Source organism: Vibrio sp. R11-SG3-ISO9 (assembly GCF_059834255.1).
Genome location: NZ_JCBDGU010000009.1, coordinates 54097 through 78701, shown reverse-complemented (window position 1 = coordinate 78701; position 24605 = coordinate 54097). Strand labels below are relative to the sequence as shown.

At 46.2% G+C, this 24605-nt stretch carries 25 protein-coding genes; 5 read left to right on the top strand and 20 right to left on the bottom strand.

Annotated elements, in window-relative coordinates:
- Positions 1 to 432 precede the first annotated feature (432 nt).
- Positions 433 to 1113 carry a glutathione S-transferase family protein gene (locus AC6R05_RS02885; RefSeq protein ID WP_500646553.1) on the top strand — a complete coding sequence of 227 codons (681 nt, stop codon included), beginning with the start codon at positions 433 to 435 and terminating at the stop codon, positions 1111 to 1113.
- 88 nt (positions 1114 to 1201) lie between these two features.
- Here AC6R05_RS02885 and thiI read toward each other — a convergent pair whose 3' ends face one another.
- From thiI to pomA, 3 genes are all read right to left on the bottom strand, one after another.
- The gene (gene thiI, locus AC6R05_RS02880) at positions 1202 to 2650 is read right to left on the bottom strand and encodes a tRNA uracil 4-sulfurtransferase ThiI (protein ID WP_032551649.1); all 1449 of its coding nucleotides are present in this window, start codon (positions 2648 to 2650) and stop codon (positions 1202 to 1204) included.
- Between the two features lie 295 nt (positions 2651 to 2945).
- Positions 2946 to 3896: a flagellar motor protein MotB gene (locus tag AC6R05_RS02875; protein ID WP_032551648.1), complete on the bottom strand. Its 951-nt coding sequence runs from the start codon at positions 3894 to 3896 to the stop codon at positions 2946 to 2948.
- A gap of 11 nt (positions 3897 to 3907) precedes the next feature.
- On the bottom strand, positions 3908 to 4672 hold the full coding sequence (gene pomA, locus AC6R05_RS02870) for a flagellar motor protein PomA (RefSeq protein ID WP_032551647.1): 765 nt from the start codon (positions 4670 to 4672) through the stop codon (positions 3908 to 3910).
- 317 nt (positions 4673 to 4989) lie between these two features.
- On the opposite strand from pomA, the gene xseB reads away from it, so the two are divergent.
- From xseB to dxs, 3 genes are read left to right on the top strand one after another with little or no spacing between them, the layout of a single operon-like run.
- Complete coding sequence (xseB, locus tag AC6R05_RS02865) at positions 4990 to 5232, top strand: exodeoxyribonuclease VII small subunit (protein ID WP_032551645.1); 243 nt, start codon at positions 4990 to 4992, stop codon at positions 5230 to 5232.
- A gap of 20 nt (positions 5233 to 5252) precedes the next feature.
- The gene (gene ispA / locus AC6R05_RS02860; RefSeq protein WP_032551644.1) at positions 5253 to 6137 is read left to right on the top strand and encodes a (2E,6E)-farnesyl diphosphate synthase; all 885 of its coding nucleotides are present in this window, start codon (positions 5253 to 5255) and stop codon (positions 6135 to 6137) included.
- A gap of 21 nt (positions 6138 to 6158) precedes the next feature.
- Positions 6159 to 8042 (top strand): 1-deoxy-D-xylulose-5-phosphate synthase, encoded by a 1884-nt coding sequence (gene dxs, locus AC6R05_RS02855; RefSeq protein WP_500646552.1) that lies wholly within the window; start codon positions 6159 to 6161, stop codon positions 8040 to 8042.
- Positions 8043 to 8122: 80 nt separating this feature from the next.
- On the opposite strand, the gene AC6R05_RS02850 is transcribed toward dxs, so the two are convergent.
- The 16 genes from AC6R05_RS02850 to vcdP all read right to left on the bottom strand — a co-directional run bounded on the left by AC6R05_RS02850 (position 8123) and on the right by vcdP (position 21978).
- Positions 8123 to 8473 (bottom strand): putative quinol monooxygenase, encoded by a 351-nt coding sequence (locus AC6R05_RS02850; protein WP_500646551.1) that lies wholly within the window; start codon positions 8471 to 8473, stop codon positions 8123 to 8125.
- An 83-nt stretch (positions 8474 to 8556) separates the two neighbouring features.
- Positions 8557 to 9063, bottom strand: coding sequence for a phosphatidylglycerophosphatase A (pgpA, locus tag AC6R05_RS02845; RefSeq protein ID WP_150869159.1), 507 nt, complete (start codon positions 9061 to 9063; stop codon positions 8557 to 8559).
- Positions 9060 to 10037: a thiamine-phosphate kinase gene (gene thiL, locus AC6R05_RS02840; protein ID WP_500646550.1), complete on the bottom strand. Its 978-nt coding sequence runs from the start codon at positions 10035 to 10037 to the stop codon at positions 9060 to 9062. The genes pgpA and thiL overlap by 4 nt, the downstream gene beginning before the upstream one ends.
- Before the next feature lie 80 nt (positions 10038 to 10117).
- A complete protein-coding gene (gene nusB, locus AC6R05_RS02835; protein WP_004734399.1) occupies positions 10118 to 10585 on the bottom strand; it encodes a transcription antitermination factor NusB in 468 nt (155 codons plus the stop codon).
- The gene (gene ribH, locus AC6R05_RS02830) at positions 10585 to 11055 is read right to left on the bottom strand and encodes a 6,7-dimethyl-8-ribityllumazine synthase (RefSeq protein WP_004741508.1); all 471 of its coding nucleotides are present in this window, start codon (positions 11053 to 11055) and stop codon (positions 10585 to 10587) included. Before ribH ends, nusB begins: the two co-directional genes overlap by 1 nt.
- 256 nt (positions 11056 to 11311) lie before the next feature.
- On the bottom strand, positions 11312 to 12421 hold the full coding sequence (ribBA, locus tag AC6R05_RS02825) for a bifunctional 3,4-dihydroxy-2-butanone-4-phosphate synthase/GTP cyclohydrolase II (protein ID WP_032551636.1): 1110 nt from the start codon (positions 12419 to 12421) through the stop codon (positions 11312 to 11314).
- Positions 12422 to 12531: 110 nt separating this feature from the next.
- Positions 12532 to 13188 carry a riboflavin synthase gene (locus AC6R05_RS02820; protein ID WP_032551635.1) on the bottom strand — a complete coding sequence of 219 codons (657 nt, stop codon included), beginning with the start codon at positions 13186 to 13188 and terminating at the stop codon, positions 12532 to 12534.
- A 68-nt stretch (positions 13189 to 13256) separates the two neighbouring features.
- Positions 13257 to 14372, bottom strand: coding sequence for a bifunctional diaminohydroxyphosphoribosylaminopyrimidine deaminase/5-amino-6-(5-phosphoribosylamino)uracil reductase RibD (ribD, locus tag AC6R05_RS02815; RefSeq protein ID WP_500646549.1), 1116 nt, complete (start codon positions 14370 to 14372; stop codon positions 13257 to 13259).
- Positions 14373 to 14381: 9 nt separating this feature from the next.
- Positions 14382 to 14831, bottom strand: coding sequence for a transcriptional regulator NrdR (nrdR, locus tag AC6R05_RS02810; RefSeq protein ID WP_032551633.1), 450 nt, complete (start codon positions 14829 to 14831; stop codon positions 14382 to 14384).
- A gap of 125 nt (positions 14832 to 14956) precedes the next feature.
- Positions 14957 to 16207 carry a glutamate-5-semialdehyde dehydrogenase gene (locus tag AC6R05_RS02805; RefSeq protein ID WP_500646548.1) on the bottom strand — a complete coding sequence of 417 codons (1251 nt, stop codon included), beginning with the start codon at positions 16205 to 16207 and terminating at the stop codon, positions 14957 to 14959.
- 134 nt (positions 16208 to 16341) lie between these two features.
- Positions 16342 to 17481, bottom strand: coding sequence for a glutamate 5-kinase (gene proB, locus AC6R05_RS02800; protein ID WP_032551631.1), 1140 nt, complete (start codon positions 17479 to 17481; stop codon positions 16342 to 16344).
- Between the two features lie 122 nt (positions 17482 to 17603).
- Positions 17604 to 17993, bottom strand: coding sequence for a sigma factor-binding protein Crl (crl, locus tag AC6R05_RS02795; RefSeq protein WP_500646547.1), 390 nt, complete (start codon positions 17991 to 17993; stop codon positions 17604 to 17606).
- A 144-nt stretch (positions 17994 to 18137) separates the two neighbouring features.
- Entirely contained in the window at positions 18138 to 19391 is a 1254-nt protein-coding gene (frsA, locus tag AC6R05_RS02790) for an esterase FrsA (RefSeq protein ID WP_150869163.1), read from the bottom strand.
- Positions 19392 to 19479: 88 nt separating this feature from the next.
- Entirely contained in the window at positions 19480 to 19944 is a 465-nt protein-coding gene (gpt, locus tag AC6R05_RS02785; RefSeq protein ID WP_032551628.1) for a xanthine phosphoribosyltransferase, read from the bottom strand.
- Between the two features lie 64 nt (positions 19945 to 20008).
- Positions 20009 to 21298 (bottom strand): NCS2 family permease, encoded by a 1290-nt coding sequence (locus tag AC6R05_RS02780; protein ID WP_032551627.1) that lies wholly within the window; start codon positions 21296 to 21298, stop codon positions 20009 to 20011.
- Between the two features lie 587 nt (positions 21299 to 21885).
- Positions 21886 to 21978 carry a small protein VcdP gene (gene vcdP, locus AC6R05_RS02775; RefSeq protein WP_500646546.1) on the bottom strand — a complete coding sequence of 31 codons (93 nt, stop codon included), beginning with the start codon at positions 21976 to 21978 and terminating at the stop codon, positions 21886 to 21888.
- A gap of 453 nt (positions 21979 to 22431) precedes the next feature.
- Between vcdP and AC6R05_RS02770 the strand changes: the two genes are divergently transcribed.
- Entirely contained in the window at positions 22432 to 23904 is a 1473-nt protein-coding gene (locus AC6R05_RS02770) for an aminoacyl-histidine dipeptidase (RefSeq protein ID WP_152469193.1), read from the top strand.
- A 91-nt stretch (positions 23905 to 23995) separates the two neighbouring features.
- Here AC6R05_RS02770 and AC6R05_RS02765 read toward each other — a convergent pair whose 3' ends face one another.
- Positions 23996 to 24535 carry a DUF3332 domain-containing protein gene (locus AC6R05_RS02765; protein WP_500646545.1) on the bottom strand — a complete coding sequence of 180 codons (540 nt, stop codon included), beginning with the start codon at positions 24533 to 24535 and terminating at the stop codon, positions 23996 to 23998.
- Positions 24536 to 24605 lie beyond the last annotated feature (70 nt).

Sequence of the window (24605 nt, the reverse complement as noted above, 5' to 3'; positions counted from 1 at the left end):
AATTTGTCCATTGCTTAGCGGCTAGAGAAATTCTATATTTCCTCCCGCAGTCACTAGCCTGAACGGCTTGATTCTCTCTGAATCAATTGGCTTAGTCACTGCGATGTTGTGTTTGCAAACTCGTACTTTTCGAGTTGGGTAGAGTTCTACCAAATGTTTTGTTTTAGTTATCCCCTAAAACGAGGCATCTACTTCCTGTATTTATTTTGACCTGTCTGTCAAATTTCTTTACACCGCCTTTATGGCGGTGTTTTTTTATCTACCGTTTAATAACAATAAGTTTATCAATAGCTCACCTTATTGAAACATTCTTAATCAGACTGGCTTCTTGTTAATCTTACAAATTAAATTTGAACGAACGTTCAGGTTGAATTATAGTCAATGCACAAGCACGGATGTGCCGCAGACAAATAACGAACTAGGAGTTCACTGATGATTAAGTTCTACTTCCACCGTACCCCAAACCCAATGAAAGTTGCGCTCTATCTTGCAGAGACAGGTCTAGCCTACGAGCTTGTCCCAGTCGATACGCTCAAAGGTGAGCAACACACTCCGGAATTTCGCCTGGTTAACCCAAATGGAAAAACCCCGGCGATTGAGGATGACGGCACACGCATTTTCGATTCCAATGCAATCCTTCTTTATCTATCAGAGAAAACCGGCCTGTTTGCAGGTCAGCCACAAACGCGCGGAGAGTTGCTCTCTTGGTTGATGTTTATCGCATCAGGACTAGGGCCTTTCTCAGGTCAATCGGTTCACTTTCATAAGGCGGCGCCAGAAGATCTTCCTTACGCAAAGAATCGCTACCGTCGTGAAGCACAGCGACACTATGAAGTGCTAGACAATCATCTGGCCGATAAGACGTACATGGTCGGTGATGAATACACTATCGTCGATATGGCGGCTTGGGGCTGGATAGACAAAGCGCCATTTGTTCTTGGTGATGACAACGCGCTTGATGAATACCCAAACCTAAAACGTTGGTTTGAGAGCATTAATGCACGCCCAGCGGTTGCCCAAGCGCGTGAGATTGAGAGTGGTATCGATTTTAAATCGACGATCGATGAAGAAGCAGCAAGAGCCCTATTTCCGCAGAACTTTCCTAAAGCCTAGAGCTCAGTTACTTGGAACATCCAGTTTCCAACGACCAATAAAAAAGCCGCTGTTATAGCGGCTTTTTAGATGATGTGTGGAGAGTGATCTAAGGGCGGTACACTTTCACGTTAGAGAAGCCTTGCTCTTGCAAGTAAAGCGCTTGCAGACGACTCATAACACCACGGTCACAGTACAGTAGGTACTCTTTGCTCTGGTCAAGGTCACCGAACTGCGTTGCGAGCTTGTAGAAAGGCAGGTGCTTCACGTCAACGCCATCGATCTCTAGTGGGTTTTCGTCTTCCTCATCAGGGCTACGAATGTCCAGTACGATTGCATGCTCAGCAACAGCTTGAACCTGCTCAACTTCAGGCGCTTGCTCTTGGCTCTCTTTCTCGATGTCACGAATGTCCATCACGCGAGCGTTCTCGATCACTTGCTCAAGCACTTCAAAGTTAAACTTCGCTTCTTCCGCTTCTAGCTTACCTTTCTTCGCTTTTACTGTTGGCTTCTTAGAGATAACACCACAGTATTCAGGCATTACTTTTGCGAAATCTTCAGTACCAATGTTACGAGCAAGGTCGATGATGTCTTCTTTGTCCCAGTTGATAAGTGGACGAAGGATCAGCGTGTCCGTTACGTTATCAATGTGACGTAGGTTAGTCAGCGTTTGGCTTGATACCTGACCTAGTGCTTCACCTGTAACCAGTGCTTCGATCTTAAACTTCTCTGCAACCATACCACCAGCACGCATGAACATACGCTTAAGTACAACGCCCATTTGGCCGTCTTCAACGTTCTCAAGAATTTCAGCGACTACTGGTTCGAAGTCGATAGAGATGAATTTCACTTTTGCAGAAGAACCGAACTTGTTCCACAGGTAGTGAGCCACTTGCTTAACACCGATTTCGTGTGCAGGACCGCCTAGGTTGAAGAAGCAGTAATGAACTTTAGAACCACGTTTGATGTGCAGATAGCTTGAAACGCCAGAGTCAAAACCACCAGAAATCAGGCTCAACACGTCTTCTTGAGTACCTAGAGGGAAACCACCTAGGCCCTTGTGACGGGCGATGATCTGGTTAAGCTTGTCGTTTGCGATCTCTACTTTAACCGTCACTTCTGGATCTTTCAGCTTAACGCTTGCCGATTCTACCGCTTGGTTTAGGCCACCACCAACGTAACGCTCTAGTTCGATAGACGTGAACTCGTGCTTACCACGACGCTTGGCACGAACAGAGAAAGTCTTACCTTCGATGTCACCACGGCTACGCTCTAGTACCTGCTCGAAAATATCGTGTAGGTCTTTGAATTCAGACTGTTGAACTTCAAGAGAGTGGTGGATACCTGGAGTTTGAGTCAGGATCTCAAGCACTTCTGGGTAGTACTTATCGCTCTCAGATGTGACTTCGATGTGGTCACGACGATTGAATACCGCAACGCTTTCACAGCGACGCTGGATAACGTTACGAATGTTGCACTCTAGAATCCTTGTGAAGCGCTTACGCACCGATTCACTTTTTACAAAAATTTCCGGATGGGGCTTAACAATAAATTTCATAGTACTTTCACAACATTAAACAAGTTTAAGGGGCTCGGCGCTAAGCAAAAAACTGAGATTTCACCGAGCACTTGAAGCAAGAATAGATCATATCTAAATCTAAGGGCGCGAATTATACATGAGAAAGTCATACAAGGAAAAGAATGCTTGCCCTAACCCTATCATCAACAGGGAATAAGCACTCAACCTGTAGAGTTTGTACTGCTAAACACAGTGAAAGGTTTAGTTTTCCCACAAAAAAGCCCGAGTCGCTATAACTCGAGCTTTCGATTTAAGCTTTATTTTTGAAGTGATTCTATTCAGTCACGACTGGGACTTCATCACTGTAGAGTGGTTCACCCTGCATGATGCTGATCTCAACTCGGCGGTTAAGACTTCTTTGCCAGTCAGTATCATTCGGCTCCAGTGGCTCAGTATCTGCCATGCCGCGTACTCGCAGTCGCTGGTGAGAGAAACCTCTGACCTTCTCCATCTCTTGAGCAACCGATACTGCTCGCTGAGATGATAGATCCCAGTTTGAACGGTACAGCTCTGAATCTAGGCGTTGGTTATCGGTATGTCCTGATATGCGAACAATACCTGGTACGTCTTTCACCAACTCAGCCACCTGTCTTACCAAAGGACGGAACTTAGGTTGCAAGAACGCCGAACCTTCAGGGAACGCTCCTTTCTCACGAATTCGAATCACAATCTGTTGACCTAGGTTCTCAACCTCGATTGCACCTTGGTCAATCTCGCGTTCCAAGGCTTTCTTGATGCTCTCCATCAAGGTTTCCATCTCTTGAGATTGCGCTTCAGACTGCTGCTGTTGTTCCTTCTCTGACTCAGAGTTTTGGTTGTCGTGAGTCGACGTCTCTGGAGACTTACCGCCAGTCATCTTACCTTGGTCACGCATGGTACCACCGGCACGCTCAGACTCCCCTTCATGAAACTCTAGCGTTTGCTGGGTAATATCGATGGTCTGCTGCATGATGACATCGATCGGTGTCGGCTCTGGACGCCCCGGACGAAACTCTTGCGCTATGATGCTGGTCCCCTTTGGAATGTCTTTCACTTCCAAACGGTTTTGTACACCAAAAGCAAACTTCATCGAACCGGCGATCTGTTTAAACTTCAGTACGTCCATCTCCGAGAAAGAGAGCAGCAGTACGAAGAAACACATCAACAGTGACATCAAGTCAGCAAAGGTACCCATCCATAAAGGTAAGCCGGGGGGCGGACATTTACAGGGAGTTTCTTCTTCCATTACCGAGCTCCTTAATCAGCTTCGCCATCTAGAAGACGTTTGCCCTCATTGAGGTAGTTCTTCAGGTAACCATCGATAACACGTGGGTTTTGACCATCTTGAATCGCTAATACGCCATCCATTACTAGTCGGCGGTTTAGCGTCTCTTGTTCACGACGCAGTGCCAGTTTGTCGGCAATCGGGAAGAACACCATGTTAGACAGGATCGCGCCGTAAAGGGTCGTCAAAAGTGCTACCGCCATCGCAGGACCGATCGCTTTTGGATCATCCATGTTCGAAAGCATCGCAACCAGACCAACCAGAGTACCAATCATACCCATCGCCGGAGCAACGTCACCGAAAGCGCTGAACACTTTACCGCCCTGCTCATGACGCTCATCGGTTAGAGCAATATCTTTTTGCAGTGCTGCTCTTACGACGTCAGCATCGTGGCCATCTACTAGCAAGTCGATGCCTTTCTGCATAAAGCTGTTGTTGATTTCCATCTCTTCGAGTGCAAGAAAACCACCTTTACGTGCCGCATCTGCCATCTCAACCACTTTCGCGATCAGATCTTCTGGCTCATCAGCTTTGAACATAAAGGCTTTACCTGCAATCTTTGCAGCACCAAAGAACTGACCCATTGTGAACTTCATCAAGACCACAAAGGTTGAACCACCAACCACGATCAAGATCGAAGTCGTGTCATAGAACATCCCAAGGCTTCCGCCCAAGATCATCGCCATGATCACGAAGGCAAATCCACCAATTAAACCTATTAGGGTTGCTAAATCCACTGAGCACTCCTCATGCTTTTTCTTGTTCTACCTCGAGAATAATCTTCTTATCGGCAAGACTATAAGATCTTTTAGAAAATTCTTGGCCTAAGTATCACACTTTTGAGTCTGAATGACATTAAGACTTATGAATAACTTCGCATGACAAGTAAGCACATCGGAAGTAGGTCTTCTCATACGTGGCACTTCTATAGTCGCACCGATATGGCTGCCAAGCGCCCGATAAAACAAACTTTCTAGCAAATTTTATTGGTTACATTTGACCATCTCTACGCCCTAGGGTAACGTTCGTTCATCTTTCCAAACGCAGAACTATTATGGCTACTAAGAAACCGGAAAATATGAGCTTTGAAGCAGCGATTGAAGAGCTTGATGGCTTGGTTGATCAACTTGAAAATGGTGATCTAGCTTTAGATGATGCGCTGAAGAAATTCGAGCGTGGAATTGCACTAGCTCGTGCAGGTCAAAGCAAACTCAACGACGCTGAACAGCGCGTGAGCATTCTTCTTCAAAACGACGAAGATGCTGAGCTAAGTGACTTCAACCCACAACCAGAATAACGAATAGTATGAGATCCCCTATGATCGAGACTTTAACGTCTTATCAAGCACGTAATAACGAGCAGTTAAACCAATGGCTTGATCGCCTTCCACATCAAAACCAAAACCTAATCAAGGCTATGCGTTATGGCTTACTGCTAGGTGGAAAACGCGCACGTCCATTTCTTGTCTACATCACAGGGGAAATGCTTGGCTGCAGCGCTGAAGAGCTAGACACACCAGCATCAGCGATTGAGTGTATCCATGCCTACTCATTAATTCACGATGACCTACCAGCAATGGACGACGACGAACTGCGTCGCGGTCATCAAACTTGTCACATTAAATTTGACGAAGCCACGGCTATTCTTACCGGTGATGCACTACAAACGCTGGCCTTTACTATACTTGCAGAAGGCACATTAAGTGCTGCTGGAGAGAGTAACCGCGTACGTATGATTCAACGCCTAGCTGAAGCCTCTGGTGCTCAAGGTATGTGCATTGGACAAGCACTCGATTTGGAAGCGGAGAACCGCACTATTTCGCTGCAAGAACTGGAAGAAGTCCATCGCAATAAAACGGGTGCATTGATGAAGTGTGCCATTCGTTTGGGTGCACTGGCTGCGGGCGAGAAAGCCTTCGAGGTGCTGCCGCAGCTTGATAAGTTTGCCGACGCGATTGGTTTAGCTTTTCAGGTTCAAGACGACATTCTCGATATCATTAGTGATACAGAGACTCTTGGTAAACCACAGGGTTCTGATGAAGAACTGAACAAAAGCACCTACCCTTCTTTGTTAGGATTGGACGGCGCTCAAGAAAAAGCTCAAACTCTATTGAACGAAGCGCTTCAAGCTTTAGACGCAATCCCATACAATACCCAGTTACTCGAAGAGTTCGCCCGATATGTCATCGAGCGCAAGAACTAAGACTATAAGCGCGCATTACCTATGACTCTTGATATTTCAAAGTACCCAACTCTTGCTTTGGCTGACAAGCCAGAGGATTTGCGTCTTTTACCAAAAGAGACGCTTCCACAGCTCTGTGATGAGCTACGTACCTACCTCTTGAACTCTGTGAGCCAGTCAAGCGGTCACTTGGCATCAGGCCTTGGTACGGTGGAACTGACGGTTGCTTTACACTATGTATATAACACTCCTTTCGATCAGTTGGTTTGGGATGTGGGCCATCAGGCTTACCCACACAAAATTCTAACTGGTCGACGTGACCGCTTATCGACTATCCGCCAGAAAGACGGCTTACACCCTTTCCCTTGGCGCGAAGAGAGCGAGTACGACACACTTTCTGTTGGTCACTCATCGACATCTATCAGTGCCGCTCTTGGTATGGCAATCAGTGCTAAAAAAGAGGGCAAAGATCGTAAAGTCGTGAGCGTGATTGGTGATGGTGCGATCACTGCTGGTATGGCATTCGAAGCTATGAACCACGCCGGTGATGTTCACAACGACATGCTGGTTATCCTTAACGATAACGAAATGTCGATCTCTGAAAACGTGGGTGCATTGAACAATCACTTAGCTCAGGTTCTTTCTGGCAATCTTTACACGTCAATTCGTGAAGGTGGCAAGAAAGTGCTATCTGGCGTTCCGCCGATTAAAGAGCTAGTGCGTCGTACTGAAGAACACCTTAAAGGCATGGTAATTCCAGGAACCATGTTTGAAGAGCTTGGCTTCAACTACATCGGCCCAGTTGATGGCCACGATGTTAACGAGCTAATCAAAACGCTTAAGAACATGAGAGATCTAAAAGGTCCTCAGTTCCTGCACATCATGACCAAGAAAGGCAAAGGCTACGAGCCAGCTGAAAAAGATCCGATTGGCTACCACGGTGTACCTAAGTTCGATCCTGCACACTCTAGCCTACCAAAGAGCACCAGTGCCAAGCCGACCTTCTCTAAGATCTTCGGTGACTTCCTTTGTGATATGGCCGCGCAAGATCCTAAGCTGATGGCGATTACTCCAGCGATGCGTGAAGGCTCAGGTATGGTTCGATTCTCGAAAGAGTACCCAGAACAGTACTTCGATGTGGCTATCGCAGAACAGCACGCAGTGACGCTTGCAACTGGTATGGCGATTGCGGGTAATAAGCCAATTGTGGCTATCTACTCGACCTTCCTACAACGTGGCTACGATCAGCTTATTCACGATGTGGCTATCATGGATTTACCTGTGATGTTCGCCATTGACCGTGCAGGTCTTGTGGGTGCTGATGGTCAGACTCACCAAGGTGCGTTCGACTTAAGCTTTATGCGCTGCATTCCAAACATGGTGATCATGGCACCAAGCGACGAGAACGAATGTCGTCAAATGCTATACACTGGCCACCAGCATAATGGCCCAAGTGCGGTTCGTTACCCACGTGGTAATGGTATGGGCACAAAGATTCAGAGTGAATTTACTGCACTTGAGATTGGTAAAGGCCGTATCGTTCGTAGCAGCCAGCAGCAGAAAGAGGGTTCGAAAGTTGCAATCCTAAGCTTCGGTACTTTCCTTGAGAATGCACTGCAAGCCGCTGATACTATCGATGCAACGGTTGCTGACATGCGCTTTGTGAAACCTCTCGATGAAGCACTTATCAAACAATTGGCCGCTGAAAACGACGTTCTGGTAACGATTGAAGAGAATGCGATTGCCGGTGGTGCTGGTGCAGGTGTGGTAGAGTTCTTGATGCAAGAGAAACTGCCAATGCCAGTATTGAACCTTGGTCTACCAGATAAGTTCATCGCTCAAGGCACTCAAGGTGAGCTGCACGAAGAACTTGGCTTAGATGCGAAAGGTATTGAGAAAGCGATCAACGACTACCTCGCTAAATAAGCAGCGAATGCTTCAGATACAAAAAAGGTTGGCCATATGGTCAACCTTTTTTATTACCGATTTGATAACAAGCAATTCGCTTATTTCAGAACAGGTGCGTCGTAGTACTCTGGTTCATCGGTGTAGATACACACATTGAACTTCTCAACTAGGCCAGTCTCTTCAACACATTGCTGCTGGAAGAACTCTTGAATTTCACGACGTTGGCAGTGCGCTTCAAACGCTTCATTGTCTGCCCAGATCTCGTTGAATGCGATTGGGTAGCTCTCACCTTCAGCAAATGGGCTCTGCAGGTGACGTGTCACTGTGTACTGAATACACCCATCTTCACGCATTGTGTTTGGCTCAAGCGCTTTTAGTACTTCGAAAAGCTCTTTCAGTTTGCCCTCTTTTGGCAGAAACTGAGCAATACAGTAAACCTTCTTAGACATTATTATTCCTTGTTTTCTTTTGTGTAACTAACCAACTAAGGCGCTCTAACTCAATACTGGCATGCCAGAGCACCATAAACTGTTTATGCTAACCAACCCGCAAAGTGACCCACAGCGTAAAGCGCAATGCCTGCCATCACGCCCGCGACGATATCATCAATCATGATGCCTAGGCCGCCATGGATGCGTTTGTCTAACCAACCGATCGGCCACGGCTTAACCATATCAAAGAAGCGGAACAGTACGAAGCCTGTCAGCAACCACTTCCAGTCATCGGTTGGGAGCTGTAGCAAAGGCACTAGGCCCATAGTGATCCAAAAGCCTGCAAACTCATCCCAGACGATTGAACCATGATCGTGTACACCCATGTCATCAGAGGTTACCTGACAGATTTTGACACCAATGATGCAGCTAATAACCACAGCCACGACATACATCGGGAACGGCAACTGGACCAACAATAGGTACAGTGGGATCGAGGCCAAGGTGCCCATGGTGCCAGGCACAACCGGAGAAAGTCCGCTACCAAATCCAGTAGCCAACAAATGCCAAGGATTCTTTAGTGAAATAAGAGAGAGAGGGTTTGTCATCCGTTTACCTTAAAATGGTCGTATCCACTTAAGTCCCAACTTAGTGGTTGACCGTTGTTATGCAATTCAAAGAATTCTACAGGTCTTATCTGACCAATGCAGGTAACTTTTGTTCCAGTGTGTGACAAAGCACTTTCCAATGAACCTTTATTTTCTTCCGGCACGGTAAAGCAAAGCTCATACTCTTCGCCACTGGTCAGCGCATAATGCTGTGCTGCTGAAATATCAGATGCGAACTGGCGTAACTCTTGAGAAATGGGCAATGCACTCACATCGATGCTCGCGCCCACTTGTGAACGCTTGAGGATATGTTTCAAATCTGCAATCACACCATCTGAGATATCAATAGCGGATGAAGCGAGGTTCACAAGAGCCTGGCCAGCAAGCACTCGTGGAGAGCTAATATAGTGTCTCTCTTCAAGCTCTTTAGCGTAGGGTTTGGATTGGTTTGTTTGTGGGTCCAGTAACACCTCTAGGCCAGCCTTGCTGTCGCCTAGGTTACCTGTCACGTAAATCCAATCCCCGACTTTGGCACCGTCACGACGCAGCGCTTTACCTTCTGGCACGAAGCCTTGCACTGTCAACGTCAGGCTCAAAGGGCCCTTAGTGGTATCACCACCGATCAGTTGAATACCAAAGTAGTCCGCAAGCTTAAAAAAGGAGTCACAGAAAGGAGCCAGCCACTCCTCATCAACCTCAGGCATGGTCAGCGCGAACGAAACCCAAGCAGGGGTTGCGCCCATAGCTGCCAAATCGCTGATGTTCGATGCCAGTGCCTTATGCGCCACCCAAGCCGGATTCGCTTCGGCTAAAAAATGTGTACCTGCGACTAAGGTGTCAGTGCTGATGGCAATCTCTACATTACTTGGTGGCTTGACCAAAGCGCAGTCATCACCTGCGGCAAGATGTACATCCTTACGTTGAGGCTGTCGGTTTACGAAGTATTTATCAATCAGGTTAAACTCACCAGACATGTGATTACCTTTCTTTTACCGTCATCAGTTACAAAAAAGGCCAGCATATTTGCTGACCTTTCGATTCTATGTCGAACGTATTATTTCTTACGAACGTGCGGTGCTGCTTTATCAAGTACACCGTTAACAAACTTGTGGCTATCTTCTGCTGCAAATACTTTTGCAAGTTCGATAGCTTCGTTGATGACCACTTTGTATGGTACATCTTCGCGACGAGTCATCTCGTACATAGCTAGACGAAGAAGAGCAAGCTCCATTAAGTCCAGATCTTGCATCGGGCGAGATACGAATGGACGAAGTTTGCTGTCTAGTTCCATGTGGCTTAGAGCAACACCAGTTAGCAGGTCGCGGAAGTATGCAACGTCTGTTTCTGGCATAGCAAGCGCAGGCTCAGCTGCGTGATGCTCTTCTTCATCATACTTACCACCAGATAAGAACTGTTCTTCAACTGTGGCAATATTTTCTTTAGTAATTTGCCAAGAATAAATTGCTTGTAGAGCAAATTGACGTGCATTACGACGTGCGGCTGGTTTCACACTGGCCCCCATTAGGAATCGATTTCAGAAAGAACGTTGATCATCTCAAGTGCGCTTAGTGCAGCTTCTGCACCTTTATTACCAGCCTTGGTTCCTGCGCGTTCAATAGCTTGATCGATCGTATCAACAGTTAGCACACCGAATGCTACTGGAAGAGAGTATTCCAGAGACACTTGCGCCAAACCTTTATTACATTCACTACAAACATAGTCAAAATGAGGCGTACCGCCACGAATTACTGTACCTAGAGATACAATCGCATCGAACTTACCCGTTTTTGCAACGCGCTGCGCTACAAGTGGAAGTTCAACTGCACCTGGACAACGAACAACAGTGATGTTGTCTTCGCTAACTTGTCCGTGACGTTTTAAAGTATCGATTGCACCAGAAAGTAAACTTTCGTTAATAAAACTGTTGAAACGAGCAATAACGATAGCAATTTTTGCATTTGGCGCTGGGAAGCCACCCTCGATCACTTTCATAAGCCTTCCTTTAACTATTTTCATCAAGTGAGAATCGCCGGATTCTAGCACAAAACTGTGAGCAATATCTAATGCTAATTTTATTGAACTGATACCGGAGAAACAAAGTGGTAACGACAGCGTGATTCCTTTGTCGATAAGGCTCAAAACGCAGAGAGCGGACTATGCAATCTTGTGCTCTCTGCTTGCTACCTATCGTCTAATCGAGACTGTATTACCTAAAAAAGTTTGCTGATTGTTCTGTTTTGAATCAGCGTTATTCGCACACGTACTCAACAACGTTCAAACCAAAACCACCCAGTGCGTGGTAGCGTTTGGTACTTGAAGAGAGTAGGCGCATGTCTTGAACACCAAGGTCTTGCAGGATCTGAGAACCGACACCAACACGACGTGAGGTACCTTGCTTCTTAGCCATAGTTGGCTGCTCGTTCTTGTCTTGAGCTTCGAAAGTCTTCACTTTGTGGATTAGAGAATCAGACGACTCTTCATTACCAAGAATCACCAGAACGCCGCCTTCTTCGCCGATGCGCTTCATCGCTTTATCTAGCGACCAGCTGCGCTCAGTACCACGATCAGAATGCAGCAGATCGGTGAATGTGTCATGCAGGTGAACGCGAACCAGTGGTGCTTCGCCCGTTAGGTCACCCTTTTGCATCGCGTAGTGAATTTGGTTATCAATCGTGTCGCGGTATGTCACGAGTTCGAAATCACCGAATTCAGTCGGCAGATGACACTGCGCAACACGCTCAATCGTCGTCTCGGTATTGTTACGGTATTCGATAAGGTCAGCAATCGTACCTAGCTTGATGTCGTGCTTTTCAGCAAACACTTCAAGGTCTGGACGACGTGCCATAGTGCCATCGTCATTCAGGATTTCAACAATCACAGATGCTGGTTCGCAGCCTGCCAAGCGAGCCAAGTCACAACCTGCTTCAGTGTGACCTGCACGTGTTAATACACCGCCCTCTTGAGCCGTCAATGGGAAGATATGGCCCGGTTGAACTAGGTCTGCCGCTTTCGCCTCTTTCGCCACAGCAGCTTGAACAGTCACGGCACGGTCTGATGCAGAAATCCCCGTCGTTACGCCTTGTGCAGCTTCAATAGAAACGGTGAAGTTAGTAGTGTATTGCGCGTTGTTGTCTTGAACCATTGGCGCGAGACCTAAACGGCTCGAGCGCTCTTTGGTTAGCGTCAGACAGATCAAGCCACGACCGAACATCGCCATAAAATTGATTGCTTCTGGCGTTACATGCTCTGCCGCCATGATCAGATCACCTTCATTCTCGCGATCTTCATCGTCCATCAGGATAACCATCTTTCCTAGGCGGATGTCTTCAATAATTTCTTGAGGAGTACTAATTGGCATTATTTTATATCCTTTGAAATGGTTCTGCTTCCAAGAACCGACACTGTTTAAACCTGATTGGAATTGCTCAACTCCACTGCCCTTAGCTGTCGCGCACAAGGAGTCTTTGATTAAGCAAAACCGTTTTGTTGTAAGAATTCCATTGTTAGACGAGACTCTGGCTTAGACTCTTCTTGCTGGCCTTGCAGTAGTCGCTCCATGTAACGAGCAAGTACGTCTACTTCAAGGTTCACCTTACGACCGACATTAAATTGATCGATCGTCGTCTCTGATGAGGTGTGAGGAACAATCGTCAGCTTAAACGCGTTCTTACGTAAATCGTTCACTGTGAGGCTGATACCGTCGACAGTAATAGAGCCTTTTTGAGCGACGTACTTTGAGATCTCAGCGGGCATCTCTACCCAGAATTCAATCGCACGACCAACTTGGTTGCGCTCGACGATCTCGCCCACACCATCAACGTGTCCAGAAACAATGTGACCGCCAAAACGAGTGGTCGGCAGCATTGCTTTCTCAAGGTTTACTTTATCGCCCGCTTGATAGTCGATAAAGCCGGTCTTTTTCAGAGTTTCCAGTGATAAATCAGCGCTGTAGCTGTTGTCATCGAATTCCACCACAGTCAAACACACACCATTGGTGGCGATGCTGTCGCCGAGCTGTACATCAGACATATCCAGCTTACCGACATTCACGGTTACCGTAATATCTTCACCGCGAGGTGTGATAGCACTTAGGGTACCTACGGCTTCTACAATTCCTGTAAACATTCTAAAACTCTTGTTCTTACTGCTTTTGCATCAAGCAGTTAAATTACTATAGATATAACTATCGCGGATTAAGATTTCCATACTGGCTGAGCGACAATGCGAATGTCAGGCCCTACCATACGTACATCTTTGATCGACAAATCGATCACGTCATCCATTGAGCTTAAGCCCAACGCACCCATCAAACCGCGGCCATCGCTGCCCATTAGTTTAGGTGCTAAGTATAAGATTAGCTCGTCAACCAGTTGATTCTCAATAAAGCTTTTTGCCAATGTTGCGCCCGCTTCCACCCAAATATGGTCGATGTGATGACTAGGAAGATCATGAATCAGCTGGGCAATATCAAGCTGCCCCTCACTATCGAGAGCAACCATAATGTCAGCTTCAGACTCAGCAACACGCAACACTGGCGCTTCAGATTGATACAACTTGAGATCTTGATTAGCCGCTTGAAGCAATTGTGCCTGTCGATCGAGAATCACGCGCGTAGGTTGGCGCAGCGAAGATTGCGGATAGAGAGCTTGAACCGCTTGCGGTAATTCATCCCAACGCACATTAAGTGAGGCATTATCTTCAATCACGGTTTGACTGGTCGATAATACCGCTCCCGCTCTGGCTCGGTAATGCTGCACATCACGACGAGCATGCGGCGAAGTAATCCATTGGCTCTGACCATTACTCAAAGCGGTTTGACCGTCTAAGCTTGCTGCCATCTTCAATTGAACAAACGGCCTACCTGTTTGCATGCGTTTGATAAAGGCTGGGTTTAACGCCAATGCATCTTGCTCTAGCAGCCCGACTTGCACCTCAATACCCGCATCACGCAGCATTTTGATGCCGCGGCCTGCAACTTTCGGGTTTGGGTCTTCCATTGCACAAATCACTTTTGCAACTTGAGCCTTAATTAACCCTTCAGCACACGGCGGTGTACGACCGTAATGAGAGCAAGGTTCTAGCGTGACATAAGCAGTCGCGCCTTTGGCTTTGTCGCCGGCCATTCTCATGGCATGAACTTCTGCGTGGGCTTCGCCCGCTTTGGCATGGAAGCCTTCACCAACAATGTTGTCGCCGTGCGCGATAACGCAGCCGACATTTGGGTTTGGTGCAGTGGTATAAATGCCGCGCTTAGCCAGTTGCATGGCACGCGACATCATTTGAAAATCTAACGGAGAAAATTTTGACATGAGTGGGAGTTAGTCCTCTAGCTTGGCAATCTCTTCGCCAAACTCTCGGATGTCTTCAAAGCTACGGTAAACAGAGGCAAAGCGAATGTAAGCCACTTTGTCGAGCTCTTTCAGTTGGTCCATGACAAGGTTACCAATCATCTCTGTTGGTACTTCACGCTCACCAGTTGCTCGCAGTTGAGACTTGATAGTACTGATCGCAAGTTCAATGGCGTCTGCGCTCACTGGGCGCTTCTCTAATGCACGCTGTACCCCACCGACCATTTTGTCTTCGTTAAAGGGTTCACGGTTTCCATTCGACTTGATCACTTTTGGCATAACAAGCTCAGCCGATTCGAATGTCGTAAAACGCTCACTACATGCCAGGCATTGACGGCGACGACGAACTTGATGCCCGTCTGCGACTAGCCTTGAGTCGATTACTTTAGTGTCGTTCTCTGAACAAAAAGGACAATGCATATCACCTCCAAATAATTGATTGTCAGTGTAACGGAATTGCCAAACGTAGGGAAAGAAAAAGGGCCAATTAAGGCCCTTTTATGTGGTTATTCGTTGATTATGACCAACCGAGCTTCACATTCATCCTAGCTACGAACTAGGTAGTTCGCTTTACCAACCCACTTGTAGCTGGTTAGCTCTTCCAATCCCATAGGGCCGCGAGCATGAAGCTTCTGTGTTGATACTGCCACTTCTGCGCCAAGACCAAACTGCGCACCATCAGTAAAGCGAGTTGATGCGTTCACATAAACCGCCGCAGAACCGACTGAGTTAATGAAACGTTCAGAGCTCTCTAGGCTGTTTGTCATGATTGCATCTGAGTGGCTCGCGTTATGTACGCGCATGTGGTCAATCGCCTGTGCTACGTCAGCAACCACTTTGACACCTAAGGTGTAGCTTAGCCACTCAGTATCGAAATCATCTTCACCCGCATCACGCACGTCAGCGAAATCAGCAAGCAGCGCTTTAGCACTTTCATCAGCCACTAGTGTCACTTTACCCGCTAGGCGCGTTTTAAGCTTACCAAGGAACTCCTCAGCAACCGCTTCATGAACAAGCAGAGTATCTAGTGAGTTACATGCTGATGGGCGTTGAACCTTTGAATTCTCAACCACATTCACTGATTTTTCTAGGTCAGCCGACTCATCAACGAAGATGTGGCTAATACCAAAGCCACCGATGATTACTGGGATAGTGCTGTTCTCTTTACACATTTTGTGTAGGCCTGCACCACCGCGTGGGATGATCATATCAACGTACTCGTCTAGCTTAAGCAGCTGAGACACAAGTTCGCGATCTGGCTTCTCAATGTATTGTACCGATGCCGCTGGTAGCTCTGCTTTTTCTAGTGCAGATTGGATAACCTTAACCAGCTCCATGTTTGAGAAAAACGTCTCTTTACCACCACGTAGGATGCTTGCGTTACCTGTTTTCAGGCACAGTGCAGCAATGTCGATGGTTACGTTCGGGCGTGCTTCATAAATAACACCAACAACACCAAGCGGTACGCGACGACGAGAAAGCGACATGCCGTTTTCTAGCACTTTGCTGTCAATTTCGCTGCCTACAGGGTCATTCAGGCTGATAACGTTGCGCACATCGTTAGCAATACCCGTTAGACGCTCTTCGTTAAGAAGTAGGCGGTCAAGCAGCGCTTCTGTTAAACCAGCTTCACGACCTAATTCGATATCTTTTGCGTTCGCTTCAAGAATGGTCGCCGCATTTGCTTCTAGTTCATCTGCAATGATAGAGAGCGCTTTGTTCTTCTGCGCTGTTGATGCTGTTGCTAGGTGAAAGGCAGCCTCTTTTGCTGCGATACCCATGTTAGTTAAATCCACGTTTAACTCTCCCTTAATTCTGTCTGTCTATCTGAAATTCTGGGTACGCTAGTTAATGAAATAGCCACCTTCTATCGGCAGCTATTCATTGGTCTCTCATTTTCTGAGTAAGCGTACTAAGTTTAGCTCGTCTGTTACTCTTGGATCACTACCATGTCATCACGGTGAATAACCTCTGAGCCGTAGTCATAACCCAGAATTTCTCCAATATCTTTACTGTGTTTGCCCGCAATCTTCGCCAAGTCTTGGCTTGAGTAGCTTGCGATACCACGCGCAATCACTTTACCTTTGTTGTCTGTTACTTGAGTCACTTCACCACGAGAGAACTCACCGCGAACTTGAATCACACCTTTAGCCAACAAGCTGCTGCCCTTGGTGTTCACAGCATTCACTGCCCCGTCATCAACCACGATATCACCAGCCGATGCAGGGCCCGCTAGGATCCAACGCTTACGGTTTTCAAGCGCCTCTTCCAATGGCAAGAAACGTGTGCCTTGTGGCTCTGCGCTGAGTGAGTCAAATACCACATTCTCTGCGCTGCCTGCTGCGATGATAACTTCAATACCTGCACGACGCGCAATATCCGCCGCTTGCAGCTTAGTTGCCATGCCACCAGTACCCAACGTGGTACCACTGCCGCCAGCGATCTTACGCAAGGTATCATCGATGGTCTTAACCTCTTTGATCAACTCAGCATTTGGGTCTTTGCGAGGATCAGCGGTAAATAGACCTTTTTGGTCAGTCAGGAGTAGAAGCTTATCAGCACCACACAAAATACCGACTAAAGCCGACAAGTTATCGTTGTCGCCTACTTTAATCTCGTTAGTCGCTACCGCATCGTTCTCATTAACGATTGGGATAATGTCGTTATCCACCAATGCATTGATGGTGTCACGTGCATTTAGGAAGCGCTCTCGGTCATCGAGGTCAGCACGCGTTAACAGCATTTGGCCAATCTTGATGCCGTAGATAGCAAACAAAGACTCCCAAACCTGAATCAGTTGACTCTGTCCTACTGCAGCAAGCAACTGTTTGCTCGCCATTGAGTTGGGCAGTGCGGGGTAACCAAGGTGCTCACGTCCAGCTGCGATAGCGCCAGACGAAACCATAACCACAGAGTGGCCTTGCTTTTTCAGTTCTGCACACTGACGTACAAGCTCTACCATGTGAGCTCGATCTAACGCTAATGTGCCACCAGTTAAGACACTGGTACCCAGTTTAACAACCACAGTTTTGCGCTGTGTTGCTGTCCCGCTTTGATGATTAGTTGTCATGAAGTCTTTATATGAATAAAACAAATAAGAGGTGATGTTTTAACAATCAAAACGGGAATTCACAAGTAGAAAAGGTGCGAAATCGCACCTTTTTACCTTATAGAGAGGAGTAACCTTTAAAATTAGACAAATTCGACAGAAGCTGCGTCTAGCTCAACCTCCAGTTCGAACTTAGATTTCAGTTCCTCGGATAGCTTTTGATGAAACGCTTCCTGAGTACGATTCACCTCAGAAACGGCTTTCTTAGGAAGTTCCAGCTCTTCCCATTCACCCTCAACGTTATATTTGCCAATGTTGTACTTGGCAGTAAAGCCTTGTTCAGATTTTGCCAATTCTAGCCACCACCCCCAGAACTCTCGCTCTTCTGGTGACTTCTTATCGTTTACACACACCGAAAGGCAATCGAAGATGTAGTGTCCCTCTTCCGATTGTGGCTCTCTCAAATATGGACCAATGGCCTTTAAAACATTTAGCAAACGATAATGAGTTGGTTGTTGTGTCACTTCTGACATATTGAATCTCCGTTTTCAATGTTAAGAATGACGCTACTCAGACTGTAATACGTAGAAAACACATAAGTGGATTTTATAAATTATCTCTGAGTATCAGGTACTTAATCTGTACACTGTTCATGCTTAACTAATTTAGGAGAAATGTCATCTAAATAATTCATCCTCAAGCCATTTTATCGCCAATTCGAGGGATTGCTCATACCCTTGTGTAATTGACTTGGACTTAATTTTCTTCGCCTTGCCATAATCACTGTAAATAGCAACCAGTTGATTATCCGACGGTGGTGATACCGGGTCACCATCCAGAGCCAATGCTAGGATAGGAACTCGCGTTTTACTGTTAGCCAGTAGCCCCTGAACTTTCAGAGACCAAGCCATCAGTTGACCTGATAAGCTATTGATATCAACTGCACCTTTACCCAAACGAGAAGCGAGCACATCGAGGTGCATCTTGGGCATCTGTTTCAGTTTATCCGCATGTACAAAGATATCGTGAATCGGTGCACCGAGTGCCACACAAGCTTTGATCTTCTGTTGCTCTAGGAAAGACAAACGAACCATAGCGTTGCCGCCAAAACGGAAACCAAACAGACCGACCTTGTAGTGGTCAACCCATGGGATATTCGGCAGCTCATTCAAGACCGCTTGGTGCAAACAGGAAGAGTCTTCCGTTAGTGGCCAGTGAGAGCTGTGACCAATTGATGGCATATCTACCGTCAGCATCGCGATATTCTTGGGCGCAAGGTAATCGCGGAAAAGACGCCACATATCCGTTTGTAAGCTATCTAGCCCAGCACTAACAATCACCACAGGTTGAGGCTTATCCGTATTGGAGAGATGCAGATGCGCTTTGATCTTGCGATTTTGGTACGGGATCTCGAGCTGCTTTACCACCAGCTTAGTGTGCTTAATCGCTTCTGCATAAGCTGTATTAGCCAACACCTGAGCTTGAGTCGCTAGGTTGTCGTTTTTCAAATGAGGGTAGCCAGCAATACTGAAGCAAAGTGACGCAGAAAACAGTTCCTCTGCAACCTCTTCGCCGCTCTTATCGTTAGCGCGGTTTTGGTGTTGCATACCGAGCTTTGTCCACTCATAAGCCCAGTTACCACTGCGGTAGCCCATGACGGTATCTAACCAATCATCCGTCGTACGAGAATGGGTCGATGATGCAATGCGTGACAACACGGCTTCTTGCTCGATCGGGTTCACCCCTTGCCAAACCCACTGCATACGGCGCAGGTTTCGGTACCACGCGCTGTCTTGCTGCTCATGCTTCTGTTCAAGCAAATCAACAGAGCTCGGCATATATTGCGTCAGCATTGAGGTCTCTTTCGCCTGTTTGTGTTTGACGAATAGAGTTTCAGATAGGTTTTTACTGGTTTCTTCAGATAACGACATGGGGATTCTCAGTCGAGGATGATGACTGTAATGATATAAAAAAAAATGACCCTATAAAGGGTCATTTCTCAAAAAACACAGATTATGCTTATTTTGACTTGCGATTTACTGGCTCAATGTAACCTAGGCTTAGGTCCCATGGCTGTTCAATCCATGTGTCTTGTGCGATATCAACGATGTAATCGTCTAGTAGTGCAGCACCTGAAGGCTTAGCACATACCGCGATTAGCTTCGCTTTAGGGTACATTTCACGCAGTTTACGTGCAGTGTCACCGCTGTCTACTAGGTCTTCAACGATTAGGAAACCTTCACCGTCACCCTCTGGCGCTTTAACGACAGTCATATCACGTTGGTGATCGTGGTCGTAGCTAGAAATACAAATTGTATCAACGTAGCGAATACCTAGCTCACGAGCCAAGATTGCGCCTGGTACTAAACCACCACGACTTACTGCCCAGATACCCTTCCACTGTTCTGCTGGCATTTGCTTAGCAGCCAGTTCACGGCAGTAAGATTGCATGTTGTCCCATGTGATGATGAATTTGTTACTCATAGTAATTAAACCTAATAAATTGTCATGTTGTTAGAGGCCATATCGACATGGCCTCTGCAAGCGATTAAGCGAAGATGTACTTAAGGATAAAGATCACAGACATTACCCAAACGGCAATAGAAACGTCGCGACCTTTGCCACTTAGCAGCTTAATTGCAGCGTAAGCGATGAAACCTAGAGAGATACCCTCTGCAATAGAGTACGTCAACGGCATAAGCAGACATGTTACCACGACTGGTGCTGCTTCTGTAAGATCACGCCAATCAATGCCAACCAGACCAGACATCATCAGAATTGCTACATAGAATAGCGCACCTGACGTTGCGTAAGCTGGAATCATGCCCGCTAGCGGCGAGAAGAATAGAGCAAGAAGGAAAAGTACGCCCACGACAACAGCCGTTAGACCTGTACGACCACCTTCTGCAACACCTGAAACACTCTCTACGTAAGAAGTGGTGTTTGATGTACCTAGAAGTGCACCGATAGACGTTGCTGTTGAGTCAGCAAGCAGTGCTTTGTTAAGACGAGGAAGTTTGCCGTCTTCTTTGATTAGGTTTGCTTTTGTCGCAACGCCAACTAGCGTACCTGCGGTATCGAATAGGTCGACGAATAGGAAAGCAAACACAACCGAGATCATACCGATTTCAAATACAGCAGAGAAATCGAGCTGCATGAATGTTGGCGCTAGGCTTGGTGGCGCAGAAACGATACCACCGTATTGCACATCACCAATAACAATGGCAATCGCAGTGATAGCAAGAATCGCGATCATTACTGCACCTTTCACACCACGGTGAACCAATGCAACTGTTAAGAAGAAGCCAAGTGCACCCAGAATAGGGCCAATCGCTGTGATATCACCCAGAGATACCTTAGTTGCTGGGTTAGAAACAACGATACCCGCGTTGCTTAGAGCGATAAACGCAAGGAAAAGACCGATACCTGCAGAGATACCCACACGCAGTGACATAGGAATCGAGTTGATGATCCATTCGCGGACTTTAAAAATGCTTAAGAAAATGAAGATAACGCCCGACACGAATACCGCAGCCAAAGCAACTTGCCACGTATAACCCATGCCCATTACAACTGCGTAAGTAAAGAACGCGTTCAGACCCATACCTGGTGCTTGAGCGATCGGGTAGTTGGCTACAAAGCCCATGATGAAACAGCCAATAGCCGCAGCTAGACAGGTTGCTACAAATACAGCGCCGTGATCCATACCTGCATCAGCTAAGATCATTGGGTTTACAAAAATGATGTAAGCCATAGTTAGGAAGGTCGTTAGACCGGCGATGATTTCAGTGCGCACATTGGTGCCGTTTTCACTGAGTTTGAATAGCTTTTCGAACATTATCGAATCCTATAAGGGTAGAAAGTAAACGGTTGCGTAATCGATTGGCTCAGGATTATAAAGTCATCAAATAACAAATTCCAGATAGAATTAAGACTCTAACCAATATTAATAGAGAAAACGTATGAAACAGGGCGATTAAAGTAGGCTATTCTTATTCACTAAACTCATTGAAAACAGATACTTAAAATCATCAAAAAAATGCAAAACAAGTGGTGTTTTTTTCTACCACCTTGAAAATTCACCAAGAAAAGACAGCAAAGACCGTACGATAAAAGTCATTAAAGCACCGCTTTTTTCAACAGATCTGGTAATAATAGAAGTTCTGCTCAGTTGTGGTGCAAAATTTAACCAGCTCCTATTCCCATCTGAATAGAGTAGTACCAAAAGCCCTGATATCAATAATGCATTGGAGTGTCTATGAAGCCTTGGGATAACAAATCGTGGAATTAGAAAAATGGTGGGAAAACAGCAGGCAAAAAAAACGCCACTCAAATATGAGTGGCGGTAGAATCAGTCAACCAAGAGGGTTGTAAAAAAATTCCAATATATAGGGGTGAACAAACTGTTCAAGTCACACGCTCAGATTACTTGTTGTAACCAAAGCTAGTTGGGTATGCAAAGTTGCTAGTGTAAACAGAGCTGTTAAGCCAGAACATTGCAGATGGTAAACCTTTCATAACTATCACCTTAATAAATCAATTAAAAACAATTTTGATTTCTCAGTTCCTTGGAGGCGATAAACGGACTCATCCTTTGAGCATTTACTCTTCGTCTCAGAAGTTGGTTATTAATATACCCCAACGAAAAAAGATTACAAGTATTTTTTGCACCAAATCACATTTTTAGCTTAAAAAGACTAAATAACAAACTCAACATGTAATTAAATTACAAAACAGACCAATAAAAACGTTTGCACGGCAACTTATTAAGCAACTGGGCACCTATTTTTGATCGAAGCAACAAATCTATTTTCAAACTTTGCAACAATTGCCTGTTACAACACCTACTCGTTGCCTCACTCAAATGGTATGCTGTCGGCATCAAAACAGACCCATATTTTAGATAATTGTCCTTTATACCAAGCCACTTTTACCTAAAGATATGGTTATTAAATAAAAAAGGAGTCATCCGTGTCTGAATTCCATTCTGAGATCAGTAAATTATCCCCTGCCCCACTTTGGCAGTTTTTCGATAAGATTTGCTCAATCCCACACCCATCAAAGCACGAAGAAGAGCTTGCTCAATACATTATTGCTTGGGCAACAGAACAAGGCCTAGATGTACGCCGTGACCCAACGGGTAACGTATTCATCAAGAAGCCAGCAACGCCGGGTATGGAAAACAAAAAAGGTGTGGTACTACAAGCTCACATCGATATGGTTCCACAAAAGAACGAAGATACGGTTCACGACTTCACTAAAGACCCAATCCAACCGTACATCGACGGCGAGTGGGTAACAGCGAAAGGCACAACACTTGGCGCAGACAACGGTATGGGCATGGCATCATGTCTTGCGGTTCTTGCATCAAACGAAATCAAGCACGGCCCAATCGAAGTTCTACTAACGGTAGATGAAGAAGCTGGTATGACTGGTGCGTTCGGTCTTGAAGCGGGTTGGTTAGAGGGTGACATCCTTCTTAACACCGATTCAGAGCAAGAAGGCGAAGTGTACATGGGTTGTGCTGGCGGCATCGACGGCGCAATGACATTTGACGTTGCTCGTACTGCAATCCCAGCAGATTTCGTGACTCGTAAGCTAACGCTTAAAGGTCTTAAAGGCGGCCACTCTGGTTGTGATATTCACACAGGTCGTGCAAACGCAAACAAACTGCTTGCTCGTTTCCTAGCGGGTCACGCAAAAGAGCTAGACCTACGCATCGTAGAATTCAAAGGCGGTAGCCTACGTAACGCGATTCCTCGTGAAGGTTTCGTAACAGTTGCTGTACCAGCGGCAAACCAAGAGAAACTGGCTTCGCTATACAACTACTACACGGAGCTTCTTTCAACAGAGCTAGGTAAAGTAGAAGACAGCATTGTGACTTTCAACGAAGAAGCTTCAGTTGAAATGGGCGCACTTGCAGCGGCTGACCAAGCTCGCTTCATCGCAGCACTTAACGCAGCGCCAAATGGCGTGATCCGTATGAGTGACGAGATTGAAGGCGTTGTAGAAACCTCTCTAAACGTTGGCGTTATCACAACTGAAGAGAACTCGATCACTGTACTTTGCTTGATCCGTTCTCTTATCGACTCTGGCCGTAGCCAAGTTGAAAGCATGCTTCACTCTGTAGCAGAGCTTGCGGGTGCAACTATCGAATTCTCTGGTGCTTACCCAGGTTGGAAGCCAGATGCGGACTCAGAAATCATGCACATCTTCCGCGACATGTACGAAGGCATCTACGGTCACAAGCCAAACATCATGGTTATCCATGCTGGTCTTGAGTGTGGTCTATTCAAAGAACCTTACCCGAACATGGACATGGTTTCTTTCGGCCCTACTATCAAGTTCCCTCACTCTCCAGATGAGAAAGTGAAGATTGATACGGTTGAGCTATTCTGGAACCAAATGGTTGCACTACTTGAAGCAATCCCAGAAAAAGCATAATTCGCTTTTCTAGCTGAAACAAAAACAGGTACTCATTGAGTACCTGTTTTTTTAACTAGCGAGCTTGTTATATCTTTATTTACAACAAACGTTACGCGCGCTCTGCTGCGTAAGCCGCTAACTCATCCATTGAGGTTTGAGCGACAATCTCACCATCAATAGAATACGTCACCACTTCGCCATCACGCACACCAATCAAAGTCGCTTCTTCACCATTTTGGTAAGTGATGCTCATTTGAATCGTGTTTTCATCCAACTGCATCATTTCGCCACGCTCAATCACACGATTTTGAGTTAGAGGTGCGATTGGCGCTTCAGTGAGAGACTTATCAAGCTGGTGGTTGATGTCGATGTAAGTATCAGTTTTGCTATCGAAGATATGCGGGGTACCAGTAATCGGGTTTTTACCCGTCCAAAACTCTAGAGAGTTGAAGACTAAGTAGTCCGCTGCCACAGTTAGACCGTAAACAGGTGCGAGCAACATGTTCAACCCACCACGCGCGTAACGGTTATCGACCGCTTTAAGGTTAAATTGCATTAGGTAACCAGTAACAGCATTACTGCCCACACAGCCTGAAAGAGCTACCGACGCCACTGCCAGAGCTACGATCTTAGTGATTGTTTTTTTCATAACGATCTCAGTTAATTAATATGTCGCCCAAAAAAAGGCGCTGGATAGTAGCAGTCGATTTCCTCCCAAT

What these genes read in the sequence shown, in the direction of transcription:
- AC6R05_RS02885 (WP_500646553.1), top strand. Translation starts at nt 433, where the DNA reads ATGATTAAGTTCTACTTCCACCGTACCCCAAACCCAATGAAAGTTGCG.
- thiI (WP_032551649.1), bottom strand. Translation starts at nt 2,650, where the DNA reads ATGAAATTTATTGTTAAGCCCCATCCGGAAATTTTTGTAAAAAGTGAA.
- AC6R05_RS02875 (WP_032551648.1), bottom strand. Translation starts at nt 3,896, where the DNA reads ATGGAAGAAGAAACTCCCTGTAAATGTCCGCCCCCCGGCTTACCTTTA.
- xseB (WP_032551645.1), top strand. Translation starts at nt 4,990, where the DNA reads ATGGCTACTAAGAAACCGGAAAATATGAGCTTTGAAGCAGCGATTGAA.
- ispA (WP_032551644.1), top strand. Translation starts at nt 5,253, where the DNA reads ATGATCGAGACTTTAACGTCTTATCAAGCACGTAATAACGAGCAGTTA.
- dxs (WP_500646552.1), top strand. Translation starts at nt 6,159, where the DNA reads ATGACTCTTGATATTTCAAAGTACCCAACTCTTGCTTTGGCTGACAAG.
- AC6R05_RS02850 (WP_500646551.1), bottom strand. Translation starts at nt 8,473, where the DNA reads ATGTCTAAGAAGGTTTACTGTATTGCTCAGTTTCTGCCAAAAGAGGGC.
- pgpA (WP_150869159.1), bottom strand. Translation starts at nt 9,063, where the DNA reads ATGACAAACCCTCTCTCTCTTATTTCACTAAAGAATCCTTGGCATTTG.
- thiL (WP_500646550.1), bottom strand. Translation starts at nt 10,037, where the DNA reads ATGTCTGGTGAGTTTAACCTGATTGATAAATACTTCGTAAACCGACAG.
- nusB (WP_004734399.1), bottom strand. Translation starts at nt 10,585, where the DNA reads ATGGGGGCCAGTGTGAAACCAGCCGCACGTCGTAATGCACGTCAATTT.
- ribH (WP_004741508.1), bottom strand. Translation starts at nt 11,055, where the DNA reads ATGAAAGTGATCGAGGGTGGCTTCCCAGCGCCAAATGCAAAAATTGCT.
- ribBA (WP_032551636.1), bottom strand. Translation starts at nt 12,421, where the DNA reads ATGCCAATTAGTACTCCTCAAGAAATTATTGAAGACATCCGCCTAGGA.
- AC6R05_RS02820 (WP_032551635.1), bottom strand. Translation starts at nt 13,188, where the DNA reads ATGTTTACAGGAATTGTAGAAGCCGTAGGTACCCTAAGTGCTATCACA.
- ribD (WP_500646549.1), bottom strand. Translation starts at nt 14,372, where the DNA reads ATGTCAAAATTTTCTCCGTTAGATTTTCAAATGATGTCGCGTGCCATG.
- nrdR (WP_032551633.1), bottom strand. Translation starts at nt 14,831, where the DNA reads ATGCATTGTCCTTTTTGTTCAGAGAACGACACTAAAGTAATCGACTCA.
- proB (WP_032551631.1), bottom strand. Translation starts at nt 17,481, where the DNA reads ATGACAACTAATCATCAAAGCGGGACAGCAACACAGCGCAAAACTGTG.
- crl (WP_500646547.1), bottom strand. Translation starts at nt 17,993, where the DNA reads ATGTCAGAAGTGACACAACAACCAACTCATTATCGTTTGCTAAATGTT.
- frsA (WP_150869163.1), bottom strand. Translation starts at nt 19,391, where the DNA reads ATGTCGTTATCTGAAGAAACCAGTAAAAACCTATCTGAAACTCTATTC.
- gpt (WP_032551628.1), bottom strand. Translation starts at nt 19,944, where the DNA reads ATGAGTAACAAATTCATCATCACATGGGACAACATGCAATCTTACTGC.
- AC6R05_RS02780 (WP_032551627.1), bottom strand. Translation starts at nt 21,298, where the DNA reads ATGTTCGAAAAGCTATTCAAACTCAGTGAAAACGGCACCAATGTGCGC.
- vcdP (WP_500646546.1), bottom strand. Translation starts at nt 21,978, where the DNA reads ATGAAAGGTTTACCATCTGCAATGTTCTGGCTTAACAGCTCTGTTTAC.
- AC6R05_RS02765 (WP_500646545.1), bottom strand. Translation starts at nt 24,535, where the DNA reads ATGAAAAAAACAATCACTAAGATCGTAGCTCTGGCAGTGGCGTCGGTA.